Source organism: Christensenellaceae bacterium 44-20 (assembly GCA_041223705.1).
In the GTDB taxonomy this organism is placed as follows: domain Bacteria; phylum Bacillota; class Clostridia; order Christensenellales; family Christensenellaceae; genus QANA01.
The window spans coordinates 1,195,026-1,209,180 of the sequence record JBCLQU010000001.1; the positions used below are offsets into that span (position 1 = coordinate 1,195,026).

Below are 14,155 nucleotides of genomic sequence, written 5' to 3' on the forward strand. Positions count from 1 at the left end.
CACTGCCCTTTTATTATGGATGCAAGTTCTCCTGCTATTTCTGCGCCTGAATGCACTCCAAATACTTCTGTTCGGCCTTTTCCCAATCAATAACCTGCGCCCAGGCATTGAGGTATTCTCCCCTGCGGTTCTGATTTTTGAGATAGTAGGCATGTTCCCAGACGTCCACCGTCAGGATGGGGCAAAGCCCATGGGTGAGCGGCGTTTCCTGGTTGGCCGTTTTTAAAATGACCAGCTCGCCCTCTGGGTTCAGGCAAAGCCATGCGTAGCCCGAGCCAAAGACGCCCAGCGCCGCCGCCTTCATCTGCTTCCAGAACTCATCGTAGCCGCCGAACGCCCGATTCAGCGCCTGCTTCAGCTCCCCTTCCGGGCGCAGATGGTGATGCGGCGCCATGCCGTCGAAATAGAAAATATGGTTATAGACCCCGCCTGCGTTGTTTTTGATGGGGGTGCGCAGGGATTCGGGAATCTGCTCTCCGCCTGTGATGAGCTGTTCCAGCGTCCAGCTTTGCAGCGATGCGTCCTGCTCCAAAGCGGCGTTCAGGTTATCCACATAGGTCTGCAAATGCTTATCGTGGTGGAAATGCAGCGTCTGTTCATCGATAAACGGTTCCAGCTCCCGGTAGCCATATGGGAGCGGCGGGTTTTCAAAGGGATATTTCTGATTCATGATAGCCTCCTTTTTGATTGTTATTATCTTACTTCCCGGAAGCCAAAATTATACAGCGCATTTCCCTTTTTCCTGGGCGGCGCCAAAAAGGCGGGCTATCTGGCCCGCCTTCTGCGCTATTTTTGCATGAGCCTGCGCTTTGCAAACGCCCAGGCGCTTGCGCACATCTGCTCCAAATCCTTTTTCGCTTCAAAGCCGAGGTATTCCCTGGCATGGGCAACATCCGCATAGCAGGTGGCGATATCGCCCGGCCTGCGGGGCTGAATCTTGCAGGGGATATGGACGCCAGTCGCCCGCTCGAAGGCGCTGGCCACCTCTTTGACGCTATAGCCTTTGCCCGTCCCCAGATTGATGATATCCAGCCGCGGCCCTTGCTCCAGCGCCTCCAGCGCCAGGATATGCCCCGCCGCCAGATCGTCCACGTGGATATAGTCGCGCACGCCCGTGCCGTCCGGCGTATCGTAATCGTCTCCAAAGATATTCAGGCAGGGGTATTGGCCCGCCGCCACGCCCACGACATAGGGCAGCAGGTTGTTGGGAATGCCGTTAGGGTCCTCCCCAATCAGGCCGCTCTCGTGCGCGCCCAGCGGGTTGAAATACCGCAGAATGCTGATGCCCCAGCCTGCATCCGCCGCAAAGAGATCCCGCAGCATCTGCTCGATCATCACTTTGGTTTGCCCATAGGGGTTGGTCGCCGAGGTCGGCATATCTTCCCGGAAGGGGACGGCGTTATACATGCCGTAAACCGTGGCCGAAGAGCTGAACACAATGCGCTTGCAGCCGTGCTTTTGCATGCATTCCAGCAGGGCCAGCGTGCCGCCCAGGTTGTTATCGTAGTATTCCAGCGACTTCTGCACGGATTCGCCCACGGCCTTGAGCCCGGCGAAATGGATGACGGCCTCAATTTCATGCTTTTGGAAAATCTGATCCAGCAGTGCGCTGTCCCGAAGGTCGCCGTAATAAAAGAGCGGGCGCTTTGCTGTGATTTGCTCCAGGCTATCCAGAACATTGGCCTTGGAGTTGACCAGGTTGTCGATGATGACCACATCCCTGCCCGCCTCCAGCAGTTTGACGCAGGTATGCGCGCCGAGATAGCCCGTCCCTCCTGTTACTAAAATGCTCATTGCTCTCCCCCTCTGGCCCGGCTAAAATTCCTGCTCTTCTTCCTCTTTGCAGGCTGGCTCCAGGCTCTCGATCATGCCGCAGATTTTTTCCAGAATGACGCTCCAGTCGTAATTCTCGCGGACGTATTTCCTGCCGTTTTCCCGCATCTGCTCATACTGCTCTGGGTGCGAAAGCAGGTAGGAAAGCGCGCCCTCGAACTCGGCATAGTTTTCAAAATACAGCCCGGCGTTGCTCTTGGTGCAGTGCCCCCGGAGCACCAGGCATTTGCCGTTGACCAGCACGGGCCGGCCCATGATCATGCTCTCCAGGACGACCATCGAGAGGCTCTCAAACTCAGAAGCCAGCACCAGGCACTTGGCATCCCGCATCAGTGCAAATTTTTCCTCATCCGAGACAAAGCCCAGGCTGATGATATCCGGGTCTCTTGGGACGTCCATCACGGCCTTGCCCGCCAGAACCAGCTTTAGGCTGCCCGGATGCTTGCGCTTATACTCTCTGAAATAGCGGAACAGCTCTTTGCATCCCTTGGATTCATCGATGCGGCCGACATAGGTGATATACTCATCCTTTATGCCAAAGCATTCCTCAGCCGAGGGAAGCGCATCCGGATCCGGCGCATCCACGCCCACCCCGCAGATGACCGAAGGGATATCCGCGTTGCCGAATTTATTTTGGATGAACCGCTGTTCCTCGATGGTGTTATAGATGATGCCCTTAGGCGCCTTGAACACTTTCTTATAGTGCCGCAGATAGACGGGCGGCTCATCGTGCGCAGTGGGGATGAGCAGTTTATTTGGGATATCGATTAAAATGCCCACGGCCGTCGGGTAGTATAGATACGTCATGAAAATGACGGCCTGGTATTCCCGGTAATTTTCCCGGATAAACGAGAGCAGCTGCCCGCTGACCGGCCCCTGGGCCCGCAGCCATTCCTCCTCCTGCTTGGCCGAGTGCATTTTATTGGAGAAAATCTCACCACTGAGCGCGCCGAACATTTTCATATCCCGGGGGAAATCCGCGGGGAAACGGCGCACCAGCACTTCGTTTATCATCTCTTCTCCCGGGGAGTATTCATTTTCCCAGGTGACATAATCGACGGCGCAGGTCGTCAGCACCTCGACATCGTAGTACTCATTCAGCCGCTCGGCCAGCTGGCGGCAATGCAGCTCTGCCCCACCGTTTACCTCCAGCCCATAGCGCTGGCACACAAATGCGATTTTTTTGAGCATCTCTTATTCCCTCCCGATAAACGCCCGCAGATATGCGGTAAGCTGGGCGCTGATTTTCTCATAGGAAAAATCTTTCAACCGTTCTTTCTGGCCCGCGATCAGCTGCGCTTTGAGCTGCTCGTCGGATAAGATGCGGTGCATCAGCTCCCCGACAAAAACCGGGTCCTTCTCTTGAGCCAAAGCGCCGCTGCCGCCCAGCGTGCTGGGGATGGCCGTGCTGGCATAGGCCACGATGGGCACGCCAAAGAACATCGCCTCCACCAGCGGCACGCAGAAGCCCTCGTGCTCGCTCATGCAAAGGAAGAGATCCGCCGCATGATAGAAAGCCAAAATCTGCGGAAAGCTCACATGCCCGCTGAAGACCACGCTCTGCTCTATCCCAAGCTGCCGAACATATTGCTCCAGCGCCTGCTGATAGTTTTCCATGCCGCCGCAGGAGCCCACCAAAATCAGGCGGGAATTGGGATTCTTCTGGGTTTTATAGTAGTAGAAGGCCCGAATGATATCCTCAAACTTCTTATTTGGGGCAATTCTGCCCACGAAGAGGATGTTCGTAACCCCGTCGCGGTATTGACGCAACGTCGCCGCATCCGGCTCCTGCTCGTAATCCGAGAAGGGGACGAGGATGGGGCGCACATCGATGGGGCAGGTATAGCCCATGCGCAGCAGATCCTGCTTGTTGAACTCGGAGACAGCCAGGCAGTAATCCATCTTATCTGCCAGATACTGCGTGCATTGAATGCCGGCCTGCGTCCCCCGCTGCGTCTCCTTGGAAAAGCCCTCGAAAAATTCAGGCGGCGTGATATTATGATAGATCATTACCTTCCGGCAGGGGAAATCCTGCATCTGATAGCAGATATCGTCTCCCGTGGCGTGGTGATAGAGCAGAACATCCTGCTCGGTCAGCCGCAGATGCTCTCTGTTTTTGCCCAGAGCGGCTGTTTTTTTATGCGCAAGATGATAGTAGATGCCCGTCTCGTAGCCCTGCTCCAAAAGCATCCGCTGGATGGCCAGCGCATCGTTGCCAACAGCGTCTCCCGGCAGCAGCGCCGAAACCATCTGTATGACTCTCATCGTTTCGTTTCCTCCAAAAAAGCGCTTATTTGCCCTTCAAACAGCGCCCGGACTGCCTCGAAGGAGAAATCTTTCAGGCGCTCTCTCTGCTTTTGCAGAATTTGCCGGCGCAGCGCCTCATCCGACAGGATGCGGTGCATCATCTCTCCGGCCAGGACGGGATCCTTCTCCTCCAGCAAAACGCCCGAGCCGCCCAGCGTGCTGGGAACGGCAGAGCTGGCATAGGCCAGAATTGGCACATCGAAATACATCGCCTCCACCAGCGGCACACAGAAGCCCTCGTGTTCGCTCATGCAAAGGAAGAGATCCGCCAGATGGTAATAGGCCAGAATCTCGTCGAAGGGGATCGAGCCTGTAAAGACCACATCCGCCAGGCCAAGCTCGTCCACATAATTTTTAAGTTTATAGGAGTATTTCTCCATACCCGCGCTGTTGCCCACCAGGATCAGGCGGGATTTGCGGTTGATATTTCGTTTATAATAATAGAAGGCCCGGATAATATCTTCCTGCTTTTTATTGGGGGAGATGCGTCCCACGAACAGGATATTGGTGTATCCGTCGTTCTCGTACCGCGCCAGAATCTTCTTGCTGGGCTTTTTCTCATAATCCAGCAGCGGGATGAAAACCGGGCGGACGTCGATGGGGCAAGTATAGCCCATGGCGCGCAGATCCTGCTTGTTGAACTCGGAGACGGCCAGGCAGTAATCCATCTTATCCGCGATGCACTTTGTAGCCGCCAGGCCATAGGTCGTCAGCCGTTTGGAGCGGTTGTCGTACGCATCGAAAAAGGCGGGCGGCGTGATATTATGGTAGATCATGATCTTGCGGCAGGAGAAATTCTCGAAATCAAAGGTCATCTCCGTGCCGATGGAATTGTGGTAGATGAGCACATCGTTTTTCCTCATGCGCTCCATCTTGCGGTAGGGCCGCGCCTGCCCCTGCATTTTATGGTGAATATTTTCCGCATAGATGCGCGATTCATATCCCATCTGGGAGAGCACTTTCTTGATCGCGATGGCATCATTGCTGACCGCGTCTCCAAAAGCGATGGAGGGCAGCATCTGGATAATTTTCATTTACGCTCTCCCTGCTCCTTCGCGCTCTCCAGCTCCTTCATGCGCTTTTCCAGCTCGCTGATATAGCTTTGCAGAGAGAAAATCGTCTTGGCGGCAGCGGCGTTAAACGCATTCTGATCCTCCACAATCGGGGCAATGATGAAGTTGATCATCTTGCGGACCACGCGCTTGACCAGCTTGACGATGGGGTTGCCCACGATGGGCGCATAGCGCTCCACCTGGTAGCTGCGCTCCACGGCCACAACATTTTGCATAAATTCGTTCATATCAAAGGGCGCAATTTCCGCCACCGGCTTTTCCGAAGCGCCGGAAAATTCCGGGATATCCAGTGAGATGCCCTTTTCGCGAATCTCCCGGCGGATTTCCTCCATAATCTGCTCGATATTGACCTGCTCACTCATTTTCCTCTTCCTCCCAAGTAAAAGTATGCTGCAAACGGCTCACCCCGACATCCGAATAGGGGGAGTGCATTTCAAAGCGCACGGCATCCCGGTAGTAATCCACCGGAACCTCCATTTCCTGCTCGATGGTAACATCCAGCATATATGCTCCGGGCATGAGATCTAGGCTATCCACCTGCACGCGCAGAACGCCATCCTGCCCGAGGTCGAACTTGTCATATCGGTCTATGCGGGTATTGGAGCCATAGCACTGCACGCCGTCTACCCGGAAAATGCCAAAGCCAAACACCGCATCCTCCACCGGCTGCTGCACCTGATAGTGCATCTCGATGGTGACGCTCTCGCCCGTGGTAAAGACGATGCGCTCCTCGCCTGCGGCATTTTTCATGCACACATTCCCGATCTTCGCCAGGCCGTTGCCCCAGCGCTTGACCTTGCCCGGCAGCCCCAGCCCCGGGTTTTTCTCGGCCTCTTTGCGCTCCTCTTCTTCCCTGCGCTTTTTTTCCTCTTCCTTCTTTTTGTGCTCTTCCTCTTTCTTCTTGCGCTCCTCTTCTTTTCTTTTCCGCTCTTCTTCCTTTTTGGCGACCTCCTGGCGCTTCTCGCCCATGAAGCCCGAATATGCCATATGCACATCCCGGGGTTTGCCGTCCATGCGGATTAGGCCATCCTGGATCCAGATAGTGCGGTCGCAGATCTGCTCGATTTGCGAGAGCGCGTGGGAAACCAGCACAATGGTAACGCCCTGCTGCTTGATCTCCCGCAGACGGTTGAAGCATTTCATCTGGAAGTTGGCATCGCCCACGGCCAGAATTTCATCGATGAGCAGAATATCCGCGTCCACATTGATGGCCACGGAGAAGGCAAGGCGCATATACATGCCCGAAGAATACGTCCGCACCGGGTTATCGATGAACTCCTCCAGCTCGGAAAAGGCGATGATATCATCCAGCCGGGCATCGATTTCCCTTTTGGTCAGGCCGAAGATGGCGGCGTTGATATAGATATTCTCCCGGCCGCTCATATCCGGGTGGAACCCGGCGCCCAGCTCGATAAGGCTGGAGACACGGCCGTTCATCTCGATATTGCCCTCGTTTGGGTACATGATGCGCGTCAGCAGTTTTAACAGCGTGCTCTTGCCGCAGCCGTTATGGCCGATGAGGCCCACAGCCTCGCCCCGGCCCACTTCAAAGCTCACACCGTTTAGGACCGTGCGCACCTCGTATTTATTTCTCTTGAAGGATAAAAACCGCTCCTTAAGGCTGGAGCCTTTGTCCAGATAGACCCGGAACTGTTTTTTGACATTGCTTACTTTGATTGCGCTCATTTTCTCACCGCCCTACATCTCTTCCGCAAAGCGCTTTTTCAGCCTTCCAAACGCCCAGAACCCAATCAGCATAAACACGGCGCTCATGCCGATGGCCAGCAGCAGCGTGGAGAGATCCGGCGCTTTGGCATAATAGAGGATATCCCGGTACGCGATGGTGATGGGCGTCATGGGGTTGAGCATGAAAATCTTCAGCAGATGCTCAGGCACAATATCCACAGCATACATGACGGGCGTCAGATACTGCCATGCCATCATGAAGATGCTCAAAATGAACTCCAGATCCCGGAAATAGACCGTGATGGCCGAGACCAGCATGGTGATCCCAAGGGCCAGGAAATATTCCACAACTAGGACGACGGGCAGATACAGCAGCGCCACAGGGTTCACCGGCACCCGGGCGATGATGAGCACCGCAAAGACCACGATAAAGGAATACAGCATGTTGATAAACGCGCTGGTAACATGCGAAATGGGAAGCACTTCCCTCGGGAAGTAGATTTTGGTTACCATGCCCGATTGATGCAATACGCTGCCCGAACCGCCCGTGATGGCCGTGGAGAAAAACAGCCAGGGAATCAGCGCCACGAACAAAAATAGATAGTAGTTCTCGATGTCGGATTTGAGCAAAAAGGCGAACACGAACGTATAGACGACCAGCTGCAAAAGCGGGTTTAAAAACGTCCACAAAAAGCCAAAGACCGACCCCTTATACCGCCCGCGCAAATCCCGCTTGACCAGGCTGAAGATCATCTGCCGGTAGTTGTAAAGTTCTTTAAAAATATTCATTTGCTGCCTTTCCGATTAAAGGTACTGCTCCCTGCCCTGGCTGCGCAGAGATTCCAAAATTTTCTTGATATCCCCGGCGCTCTGCTTATCGCAGATGAGCGTCGCGTCCACCGTATCCACGACGATGATATCCCGCAGGCCCACAGCCGCGATGAGCTTTTCGCCGCCCTCGATGGTGCAGCCGCGCATATCGTAGGAGACGACATTGCCCTTCACCATATTGCCGTGTTCATCCGTGGGGTTGATGCGCTCCACAGCCAGCCAGCTGCCCACGTCGTCCCAGCCGAAATTGCCGGGCAGGATATAGATATTTTTGGCTTTTTCCATGATGCCGTAGTCGATGGATTCGCCCTTGATGGCCGTAAACTCAGCTTCCAGCGTTTTTTCATATTCGCCCGTGCCGATGCTGGCCGCGATTTTGGCCAGAGAATCCGCGAGATCCGGCATGAATCTTTTGATATTGGCCCGGATGGAGGAGACTTTCCATAGGAACATGCCGCTGTTCCACAGATAGTCGCCGCTGGCCAGATACTGCTCTGCCGTTGCGCGATCCGGCTTTTCCACAAACCGCTCGACGGCGTAGGCGCCGCCGTTTTTCGCCGCGGCATCGAACTTGATATAGCCGTATCCGGTTTCGGGATAGGCGGGCGTGATGCCGATGGTAACGAGATTTTCCCCCTCCTGCGCGACCTTCGCGCCCTGCTCCAGCACCCCGGCAAACACCGCGGGCATCTTGATCAGGTGATCCGAGGGGAGAACCATCATGATGGCGTCGTCGTATTTTTTTGCGATATGCTCCGCGCCAAGGCCGATGCAGGGCGCCGTATTGCGGCCCACCGGCTCCAGCAGGATGTTTTGCTCCGGGATGCCCGGAAGCTGCTCCTGCACCAGGCTCTTATAGGCCCGGTTGGTCGCCACATAGACATCCTCGATATCCACCAGACCCGAGATGCGCTCTACCGTCAGCTGGATCATCGTCTTTCCGTCGCCCGTCAGCGAAAGAAACTGCTTTGGAAGATGCGTTCTGCTTCTGGGCCAGAAGCGCTCGCCCTTTCCCCCTGCCATAATCAGTGCGGTTATTTTCATTTGTTTGCTCCTTTATTAGATATGAGCGGCCAGCGCCATGCAGACGCCCTCCACCCGGTATTCTCCCAGCCCGGCCGGGATAAAATAGCAGTCTCCTGCCGTAAAATCGAATTTCTGCCCGGCATGGATGATGCTGCCGGCGCCCTCCAGGAACAGCAGGCAATAAAAGCTCTGAGCCCCGCAGCACAGGTCAATCCGATCCTGCACATCCAGCCGCTCCATCTTAAAATGCTGGCAAACGAACAAAGGCGCAAGCGCATTTCCCTCCGCCTTTTTGCTCAGAACCGCGTTCTCATCCCCCTGCTGGGGCGCATAGTCGATGACATCCAGCGCCTTTTCCAGATGCAGCTCCCGCAGATTGCCGCTGGCATCTTTGCGGTTAAAATCGTAGACGCGGTAGGTCGTATTCGAATTCTGCTGCACTTCCGCCACCAGCGCGCCGCCCTCCAGGGAATGCACGATGCCCGGGTGATTATACCAAACCTGCCCCGGCCGCACAGGCGCCTGGTTGACCACCTGCTCCATCGTCCCGTTTGCTGCGTGTTCTCTCAATTCTTCTTTTGTAATTTGCTCCTTTAGGCCGTAATAAATACGCGCCCCCGGATTGGCCGAGACGATATACCAGGCCTCCGCCTTGCCCTCTTCGCCCGGGCCGGCGTTTTCATCCGACGGGTGCACCTGAATGGAGATGGGTTTTTCCACATCCAGAAACTTGACGAGTATGGGAAATTTTTCCCCCGCTTTAAAATCCGGGGAAACCGCCTCCGGGAACTGGCCGGCATACTGCGCAAAAGTCATATCCGCATAAGCGCCGTTTGCGATGATGCTCAGCCCGGCGCTCTGGGTGGAAAGCTCCCAGCTTTCCGCTGTAACTGCTAGGCCCGAATCCTTGCCGAACTTTCGTTTCAGCGTGTCGCCGCCCCAAAGGGAATCCTTATAGGCCGGCCGCATTTTGAGTGGATACCGCTCTAACTTCATGCCATTCTCGCTTTTCTTGCATAAAAATTGATAGTTCGATTGCAGTATAACATACGGCCGCCCTTCTTTCAAGGTTGCAGTGCTTGAAACGCCGGGCTTTTTATACTATAATTTGAATATTCAGGCGCCGCGCTGGCCGGCGACACTTTTCAAGGGGAGATATTATGCAAAAACAGGCATTTGAAACTTATCAGCTCTGGCTTTCCGCGCCGCTGCGGGATGCCGATTTGAAGGCGGAGCTGGAGCAGATTTCCGGCGATGAAGCCGCAATTTTCGACCGCTTCTACCGGGACCTCGAGTTTGGCACGGGCGGGCTGCGCGGGGTGATCGGCGCGGGCACCAACCGCCTCAACGTCCACACCGTCGCCCGGGCGACCCAGGGCTATTGCAGCTACCTTCATAAAAAATTTACAAATCCTTCTGTTGCCATCGGCTACGACAGCCGCAACAAATCCACGCTCTTCGCCCAGACGGCGGCCTGCGTGTTTGCGGCCAACGGCGTGCGCGTGCATCTCTACCAGCAGCTCATGCCCACGCCTGCGCTCTCCTATGCCGTGCGGGCGCTGCACTGCGACGGCGGCATCGTCGTAACCGCCAGCCACAACCCGGCCAAGTACAACGGCTATAAGGTCTACGGCGCGGATGGCTGCCAGATTACGCTGGAAGCCGCCAAGAGCATTTTGGGGGAAATCTCCCAGGTGGATACGTTTGAGGGCGTCAAGCTCATGGAATTTGAGCAGGCGCTGGAGCAGGGGGCTATCTCGTATATTTCCGAGCAGATTATCACGGATTATCTGAACCGCGTTTCTAAAGAGGCCTTCCAGCCGGAGGGCATCGATAAGAACGTCGCCATCGTCTATACGCCGCTCAACGGCGCCGGGCTGGGCTGCGTTACCCGCATTTTGAGGGAAAACGGCTACACGAACATCTCGGTCGTCAAAGAGCAGGAGCAGCCGGACGGCAATTTCCCCACCTGCCCCTATCCCAACCCCGAGATCCAGGAGGCGCTGGCTCTGGGCCTGGAATACTGCCAAAAACTCGGCGCAGACCTGCTTTTGGCCAACGACCCGGACTGCGACCGGGTGGGCACGGCTGTGCGCGACGGGGACAGCTACCGCCTGATCTCGGGCAACGAGATGGGCGTTCTGCTCTTCGATTATATCTGCAAGATGCGCCGGCAAAAGGGCACGATGCCGGAAAACCCCGTGGCCGTCAAGACCATCGTCACCACGGAGATGGCCGCAAAAGTGGCCGAGGCTTACGGCGTGGAGCTGCGCAACACGCTGACCGGCTTCAAATTCATCGGCGAGCAGATTGGCCTGCTGGAAAAGGACGGCCAGGAAAACCGCTATATCTGGGGCTTCGAGGAGAGCTACGGCTATCTCTCCGGCTCCTTCGTGCGCGATAAGGACGGCGTCAACGCCTCTCTGCTCATCTGCGAGATGTTTGCCTACTATCAGTCCCAGGGGCTCTCGCTGGTGGACGTGCTGCACGAGCTTTACGCCAAATACGGCGCCTTCCAGAACGCCCTGCAAAGCTTCACCTTCGAGGGCGCAGAGGGCTTTGCCACCATGCAGAAAATCATGGCGGATTTCCGCGAAAACGCCCCGGCGGAGGTGCTGGGCCGCAAAGTCCTGCGCAAGAGCGACTACAAGGCTTCCGTGATGACGGATGCCGCGGGCAAAACCTCCCCCATCAATATGCCCTCTTCGGATGTGCTCAAATTCGATTTGGAGGGAGATATCAGCCTGGTCGTCCGCCCCTCGGGCACAGAGCCCAAGCTCAAGATCTACTACTCCGTCAAGGCGGACAGCGAGCAGCAGGCCCGGGCGCTGGTGGAGCAGTATCAGGCGCACTATGCCAAAGCGATGGACGGCTACCGCTAAAGCGAGGCCGTTTGCAGGAGCCCTTTTCCCCGGAAGAGGGCTCTTTGTTTTGCTTGACAAGCCCCGGCGGCTTTTCTATACTAATGGTGCACCCGCATTTTGTTATATATGTTCATAATATGGTTGAACGTCTCTACCAACTGCCGTAAATAGTTGACTATAGCTTTTTGTTCTTTCCACCGGGCATGCGCCGGGGTTTGCGCGGCATTTTCCGCCGCACAGCCGGTTTTGCGGGCCCTCTGAAAAAGGTGCGGAAAAACCCAAAGGAGCAAGAGCATGAAAGTAGATTTTTTGAAGAGAAGAAAAGAGATGCTGGAATCCGTCGAGCGGCAGTTTATGGGCATCGACCAGGCGCAGATTGACGAGCTGGTGGATGCGATTATGCAGACGCCGCGCATCTTCGTCTCGGGCTGGGGCAGAGCGGGCAACATCGTCCGCATTCTGGGCATGAACATGGCGCATCTGAACCGCACGGTTTTCTGCGTGGGCGACAACAGCACTCCCGCCATCACCAAGGAGGATTTGCTCATCATCTTCTCGCAGTCGGGCAGCACCAAGACCATCTCGGTCATCTGCCAGAAGGCCAGAGAAGTCGGCGCGAAAATCGCCCTGATTTCCAACAACCCGGATTCCACCATGGGCAAGCTCGCGGATATCAACGTCGTCATTCCGCCGGTTGAGCACGACAAGGACGACCTCACCAAAGAGCCGACGCACACGTTTGGCCTCTCGACTTACCAGGTCGGCTTCATCTTAAACGACTTTATCGAGGACTGCGTCATGTACCGCACGGGGCAGACGCTGGACGACATCTGGACGTATCACAACAACCTGGAATAACAGCAAGCAAAAAGACAAGGCCATGGCCTTGTCTTTTTTTGCGCTTTGAGCGCCAGCCTCATGCCTACCGCCGGGCTTTTCCGCGCATGTTTGGATTCAGCCCGCGCAAACGGGCGGCGGATGTTTCGAGGCGCCCGGCCGCAAAACTCCCGCACACCTGCCTGCAGGCGGCAGCATTCGGCGCCGTTTTGTCATGCTTTTTGATCCTGCCGCCGGGCGCCGCCCTTTCCCCCTCTGCGCCATGCACTGCGCACCATATGCCCGCCTGCAAGGCCAAAAACCGCAAAACCCAAAACGCCCGAAACCAACAGCCCAAACTCCGGCTCCAGATAGTGCGTCGAATCCGAGGGCGCGCTGGGATCGTATTTGACCGAAAAGCTCTCGCCGTACTGCCTTGCGGCATTCAGGCCGTAAACCGCGCCGGAATAGAGATCTCCCGCCGCCTCGTATTGATAGTAAATATCGTAGCGCGTGTGGTAGTGCCCGCGCCTGCCCTCTCTGCGCGCCTCGACGTGGATAACCGTCGCTGTGGCCGTCGGCCAATCCTTTTGCTCAAACTGGCGGCAGTAGGCATATACGTCATAGACGAGAAAATAGATCGCGGCGCAGAGAAAAACCAAGCCGGCCGCAATCAAAACGCCCCGGCCGAATTTGCCCCCTTTTCTCACCCGCCCTGCCTCTCTTTCAGATAGCCGAGTTCAAACAAAATATCGTTGATCTCTTCCAGGGATTCCGGCGAATAGGCATAGACCAGCGTATCGCCCTGGCAGAGCACCAGGCGGTATGCGCCGTCTGTGAAGGCAGAGAAGATCCTCATGCCATCCGGCAGCAGCGTCTCATGGCTCGCGCGCTGGGCGGGATCCATATCCGGCGAGATATCCTGCACGATTCTGCCGTATACGCTCTCCGTCATCCCATCGCTCGTATACTCATAAAATTCAAATTTGCTCTCGCCTTTGATGCCCGAGCACACATACATCAGCCGTTCTTCATCCCAGTACCAGTAGGTTACCGGGATGTTCTCAGTCTCAAAGCCCTTTTCGGCCAGGACGGCTTTCACATCCCCGCTATGAACCTCCATGCCGGCCCGGCGGGCGCTGGATACACCCGCAATGCCCAAATGAAAGGCCAGCAGAATTGCGAAGAAAAATGCCCCGGCGATCGAATACACGATGATATTCCTGGTGCGGCTTTTTCTGCCCTGCTCCTTTTCCTCCGCCAGCTGGGCCTTCAGCGCCTGCGCCAGCCGGGCATCCTGCGGGTGCCTTTTTCTATAAACCCTGCCTGCGCAGGCAATGCCGAGATTGACCAGCACAAGCGCCAGATTGCCGATAAGCGCGTGCATCAGCTTATCCGGATGCCCGGAGAGCGCGGCATACTGCGCCAAAACCAGCGCCGCAAGCCCGGGCAGCGTGCAGTATCCAAACGCCCATAAAAGCCGGATGGATTTCTCCGGTTCGCGGCTCTTCTCCTGAAAAAAGCGCGTCAAAAACCGCCGCCTTCTTCTCAGCCCCGCTCTCCCGCTGGGAAAAACCGTATCCGAAGAATAGCCCAAAAACTGCTGGAAGGTCATGCCCGTCAGGCTGAGCGCCTCCCGAAACAGCCAAAACGCACAGCAAAGGTTCGCCGGCAGCAGGGCGATGGAAAAGATAATCTGAACAATCAGCTGATTCATGA

The 14,155-nt window shown here is 56.0% G+C and carries 14 protein-coding genes and 1 riboswitch; of the genes, 2 read left to right on the forward strand and 12 right to left on the reverse strand.

Features of this window, described 5'->3' with window-relative positions; translation table 11 throughout:
• Positions 1–34: 34 nt before the first annotated feature.
• From AALG83_06280 to AALG83_06325, 10 genes are all read right to left on the reverse strand, one after another.
• Entirely contained in the window at positions 35–670 is a 636-nt protein-coding gene (locus AALG83_06280; GenBank protein ID MEY8382761.1) for a superoxide dismutase, read from the reverse strand.
• Positions 671–786: 116 nt separating this feature from the next.
• The gene (gene galE, locus AALG83_06285) at positions 787–1,794 is read right to left on the reverse strand and encodes a UDP-glucose 4-epimerase GalE (protein ID MEY8382762.1); all 1,008 of its coding nucleotides are present in this window, start codon (positions 1,792–1,794) and stop codon (positions 787–789) included.
• A 21-nt stretch (positions 1,795–1,815) separates the two neighbouring features.
• Complete coding sequence (locus AALG83_06290) at positions 1,816–3,024, reverse strand: glycosyltransferase family 4 protein (GenBank protein ID MEY8382763.1); 1,209 nt, start codon at positions 3,022–3,024, stop codon at positions 1,816–1,818.
• 3 nt (positions 3,025–3,027) lie between these two features.
• The gene (locus AALG83_06295) at positions 3,028–4,098 is read right to left on the reverse strand and encodes a glycosyltransferase (GenBank protein MEY8382764.1); all 1,071 of its coding nucleotides are present in this window, start codon (positions 4,096–4,098) and stop codon (positions 3,028–3,030) included.
• A complete protein-coding gene (locus AALG83_06300; GenBank protein ID MEY8382765.1) occupies positions 4,095–5,174 on the reverse strand; it encodes a glycosyltransferase in 1,080 nt (359 codons plus the stop codon). Before AALG83_06300 ends, AALG83_06295 begins: the two co-directional genes overlap by 4 nt.
• Complete coding sequence (locus tag AALG83_06305) at positions 5,171–5,575, reverse strand: hypothetical protein (protein MEY8382766.1); 405 nt, start codon at positions 5,573–5,575, stop codon at positions 5,171–5,173. Before AALG83_06305 ends, AALG83_06300 begins: the two co-directional genes overlap by 4 nt.
• Positions 5,568–6,899, reverse strand: a complete 1,332-nt coding sequence (locus AALG83_06310) for an ABC transporter ATP-binding protein (GenBank protein ID MEY8382767.1) — start codon at positions 6,897–6,899, stop codon at positions 5,568–5,570. The genes AALG83_06305 and AALG83_06310 overlap by 8 nt, the downstream gene beginning before the upstream one ends.
• A gap of 12 nt (positions 6,900–6,911) precedes the next feature.
• Positions 6,912–7,688, reverse strand: a complete 777-nt coding sequence (locus tag AALG83_06315) for an ABC transporter permease (protein MEY8382768.1) — start codon at positions 7,686–7,688, stop codon at positions 6,912–6,914.
• Between the two features lie 15 nt (positions 7,689–7,703).
• Positions 7,704–8,774 carry a mannose-1-phosphate guanylyltransferase gene (locus AALG83_06320; GenBank protein ID MEY8382769.1) on the reverse strand — a complete coding sequence of 357 codons (1,071 nt, stop codon included), beginning with the start codon at positions 8,772–8,774 and terminating at the stop codon, positions 7,704–7,706.
• A 15-nt stretch (positions 8,775–8,789) separates the two neighbouring features.
• Positions 8,790–9,752, reverse strand: a complete 963-nt coding sequence (locus AALG83_06325) for a type I phosphomannose isomerase catalytic subunit (protein ID MEY8382770.1) — start codon at positions 9,750–9,752, stop codon at positions 8,790–8,792.
• 164 nt (positions 9,753–9,916) lie between these two features.
• On the opposite strand from AALG83_06325, the gene AALG83_06330 reads away from it, so the two are divergent.
• Together AALG83_06330 and AALG83_06335 are read left to right on the forward strand one after the other, a co-directional pair.
• On the forward strand, positions 9,917–11,638 hold the full coding sequence (locus AALG83_06330; protein MEY8382771.1) for a phospho-sugar mutase: 1,722 nt from the start codon (positions 9,917–9,919) through the stop codon (positions 11,636–11,638).
• A gap of 82 nt (positions 11,639–11,720) precedes the next feature.
• A riboswitch (purine riboswitch) is annotated at positions 11,721–11,818 on the forward strand.
• A 96-nt stretch (positions 11,819–11,914) separates the two neighbouring features.
• Positions 11,915–12,478: an SIS domain-containing protein gene (locus tag AALG83_06335; GenBank protein ID MEY8382772.1), complete on the forward strand. Its 564-nt coding sequence runs from the start codon at positions 11,915–11,917 to the stop codon at positions 12,476–12,478.
• A gap of 191 nt (positions 12,479–12,669) precedes the next feature.
• Here AALG83_06335 and AALG83_06340 read toward each other — a convergent pair whose 3' ends face one another.
• Both AALG83_06340 and AALG83_06345 read right to left on the reverse strand, forming a co-directional pair.
• Positions 12,670–13,146, reverse strand: a complete 477-nt coding sequence (locus tag AALG83_06340; GenBank protein MEY8382773.1) for a DUF3592 domain-containing protein — start codon at positions 13,144–13,146, stop codon at positions 12,670–12,672.
• Positions 13,143–14,153, reverse strand: a complete 1,011-nt coding sequence (locus AALG83_06345; protein MEY8382774.1) for a hypothetical protein — start codon at positions 14,151–14,153, stop codon at positions 13,143–13,145. The genes AALG83_06340 and AALG83_06345 overlap by 4 nt, the downstream gene beginning before the upstream one ends.
• Between the last annotated feature and the right edge of the window lie 2 nt (positions 14,154–14,155).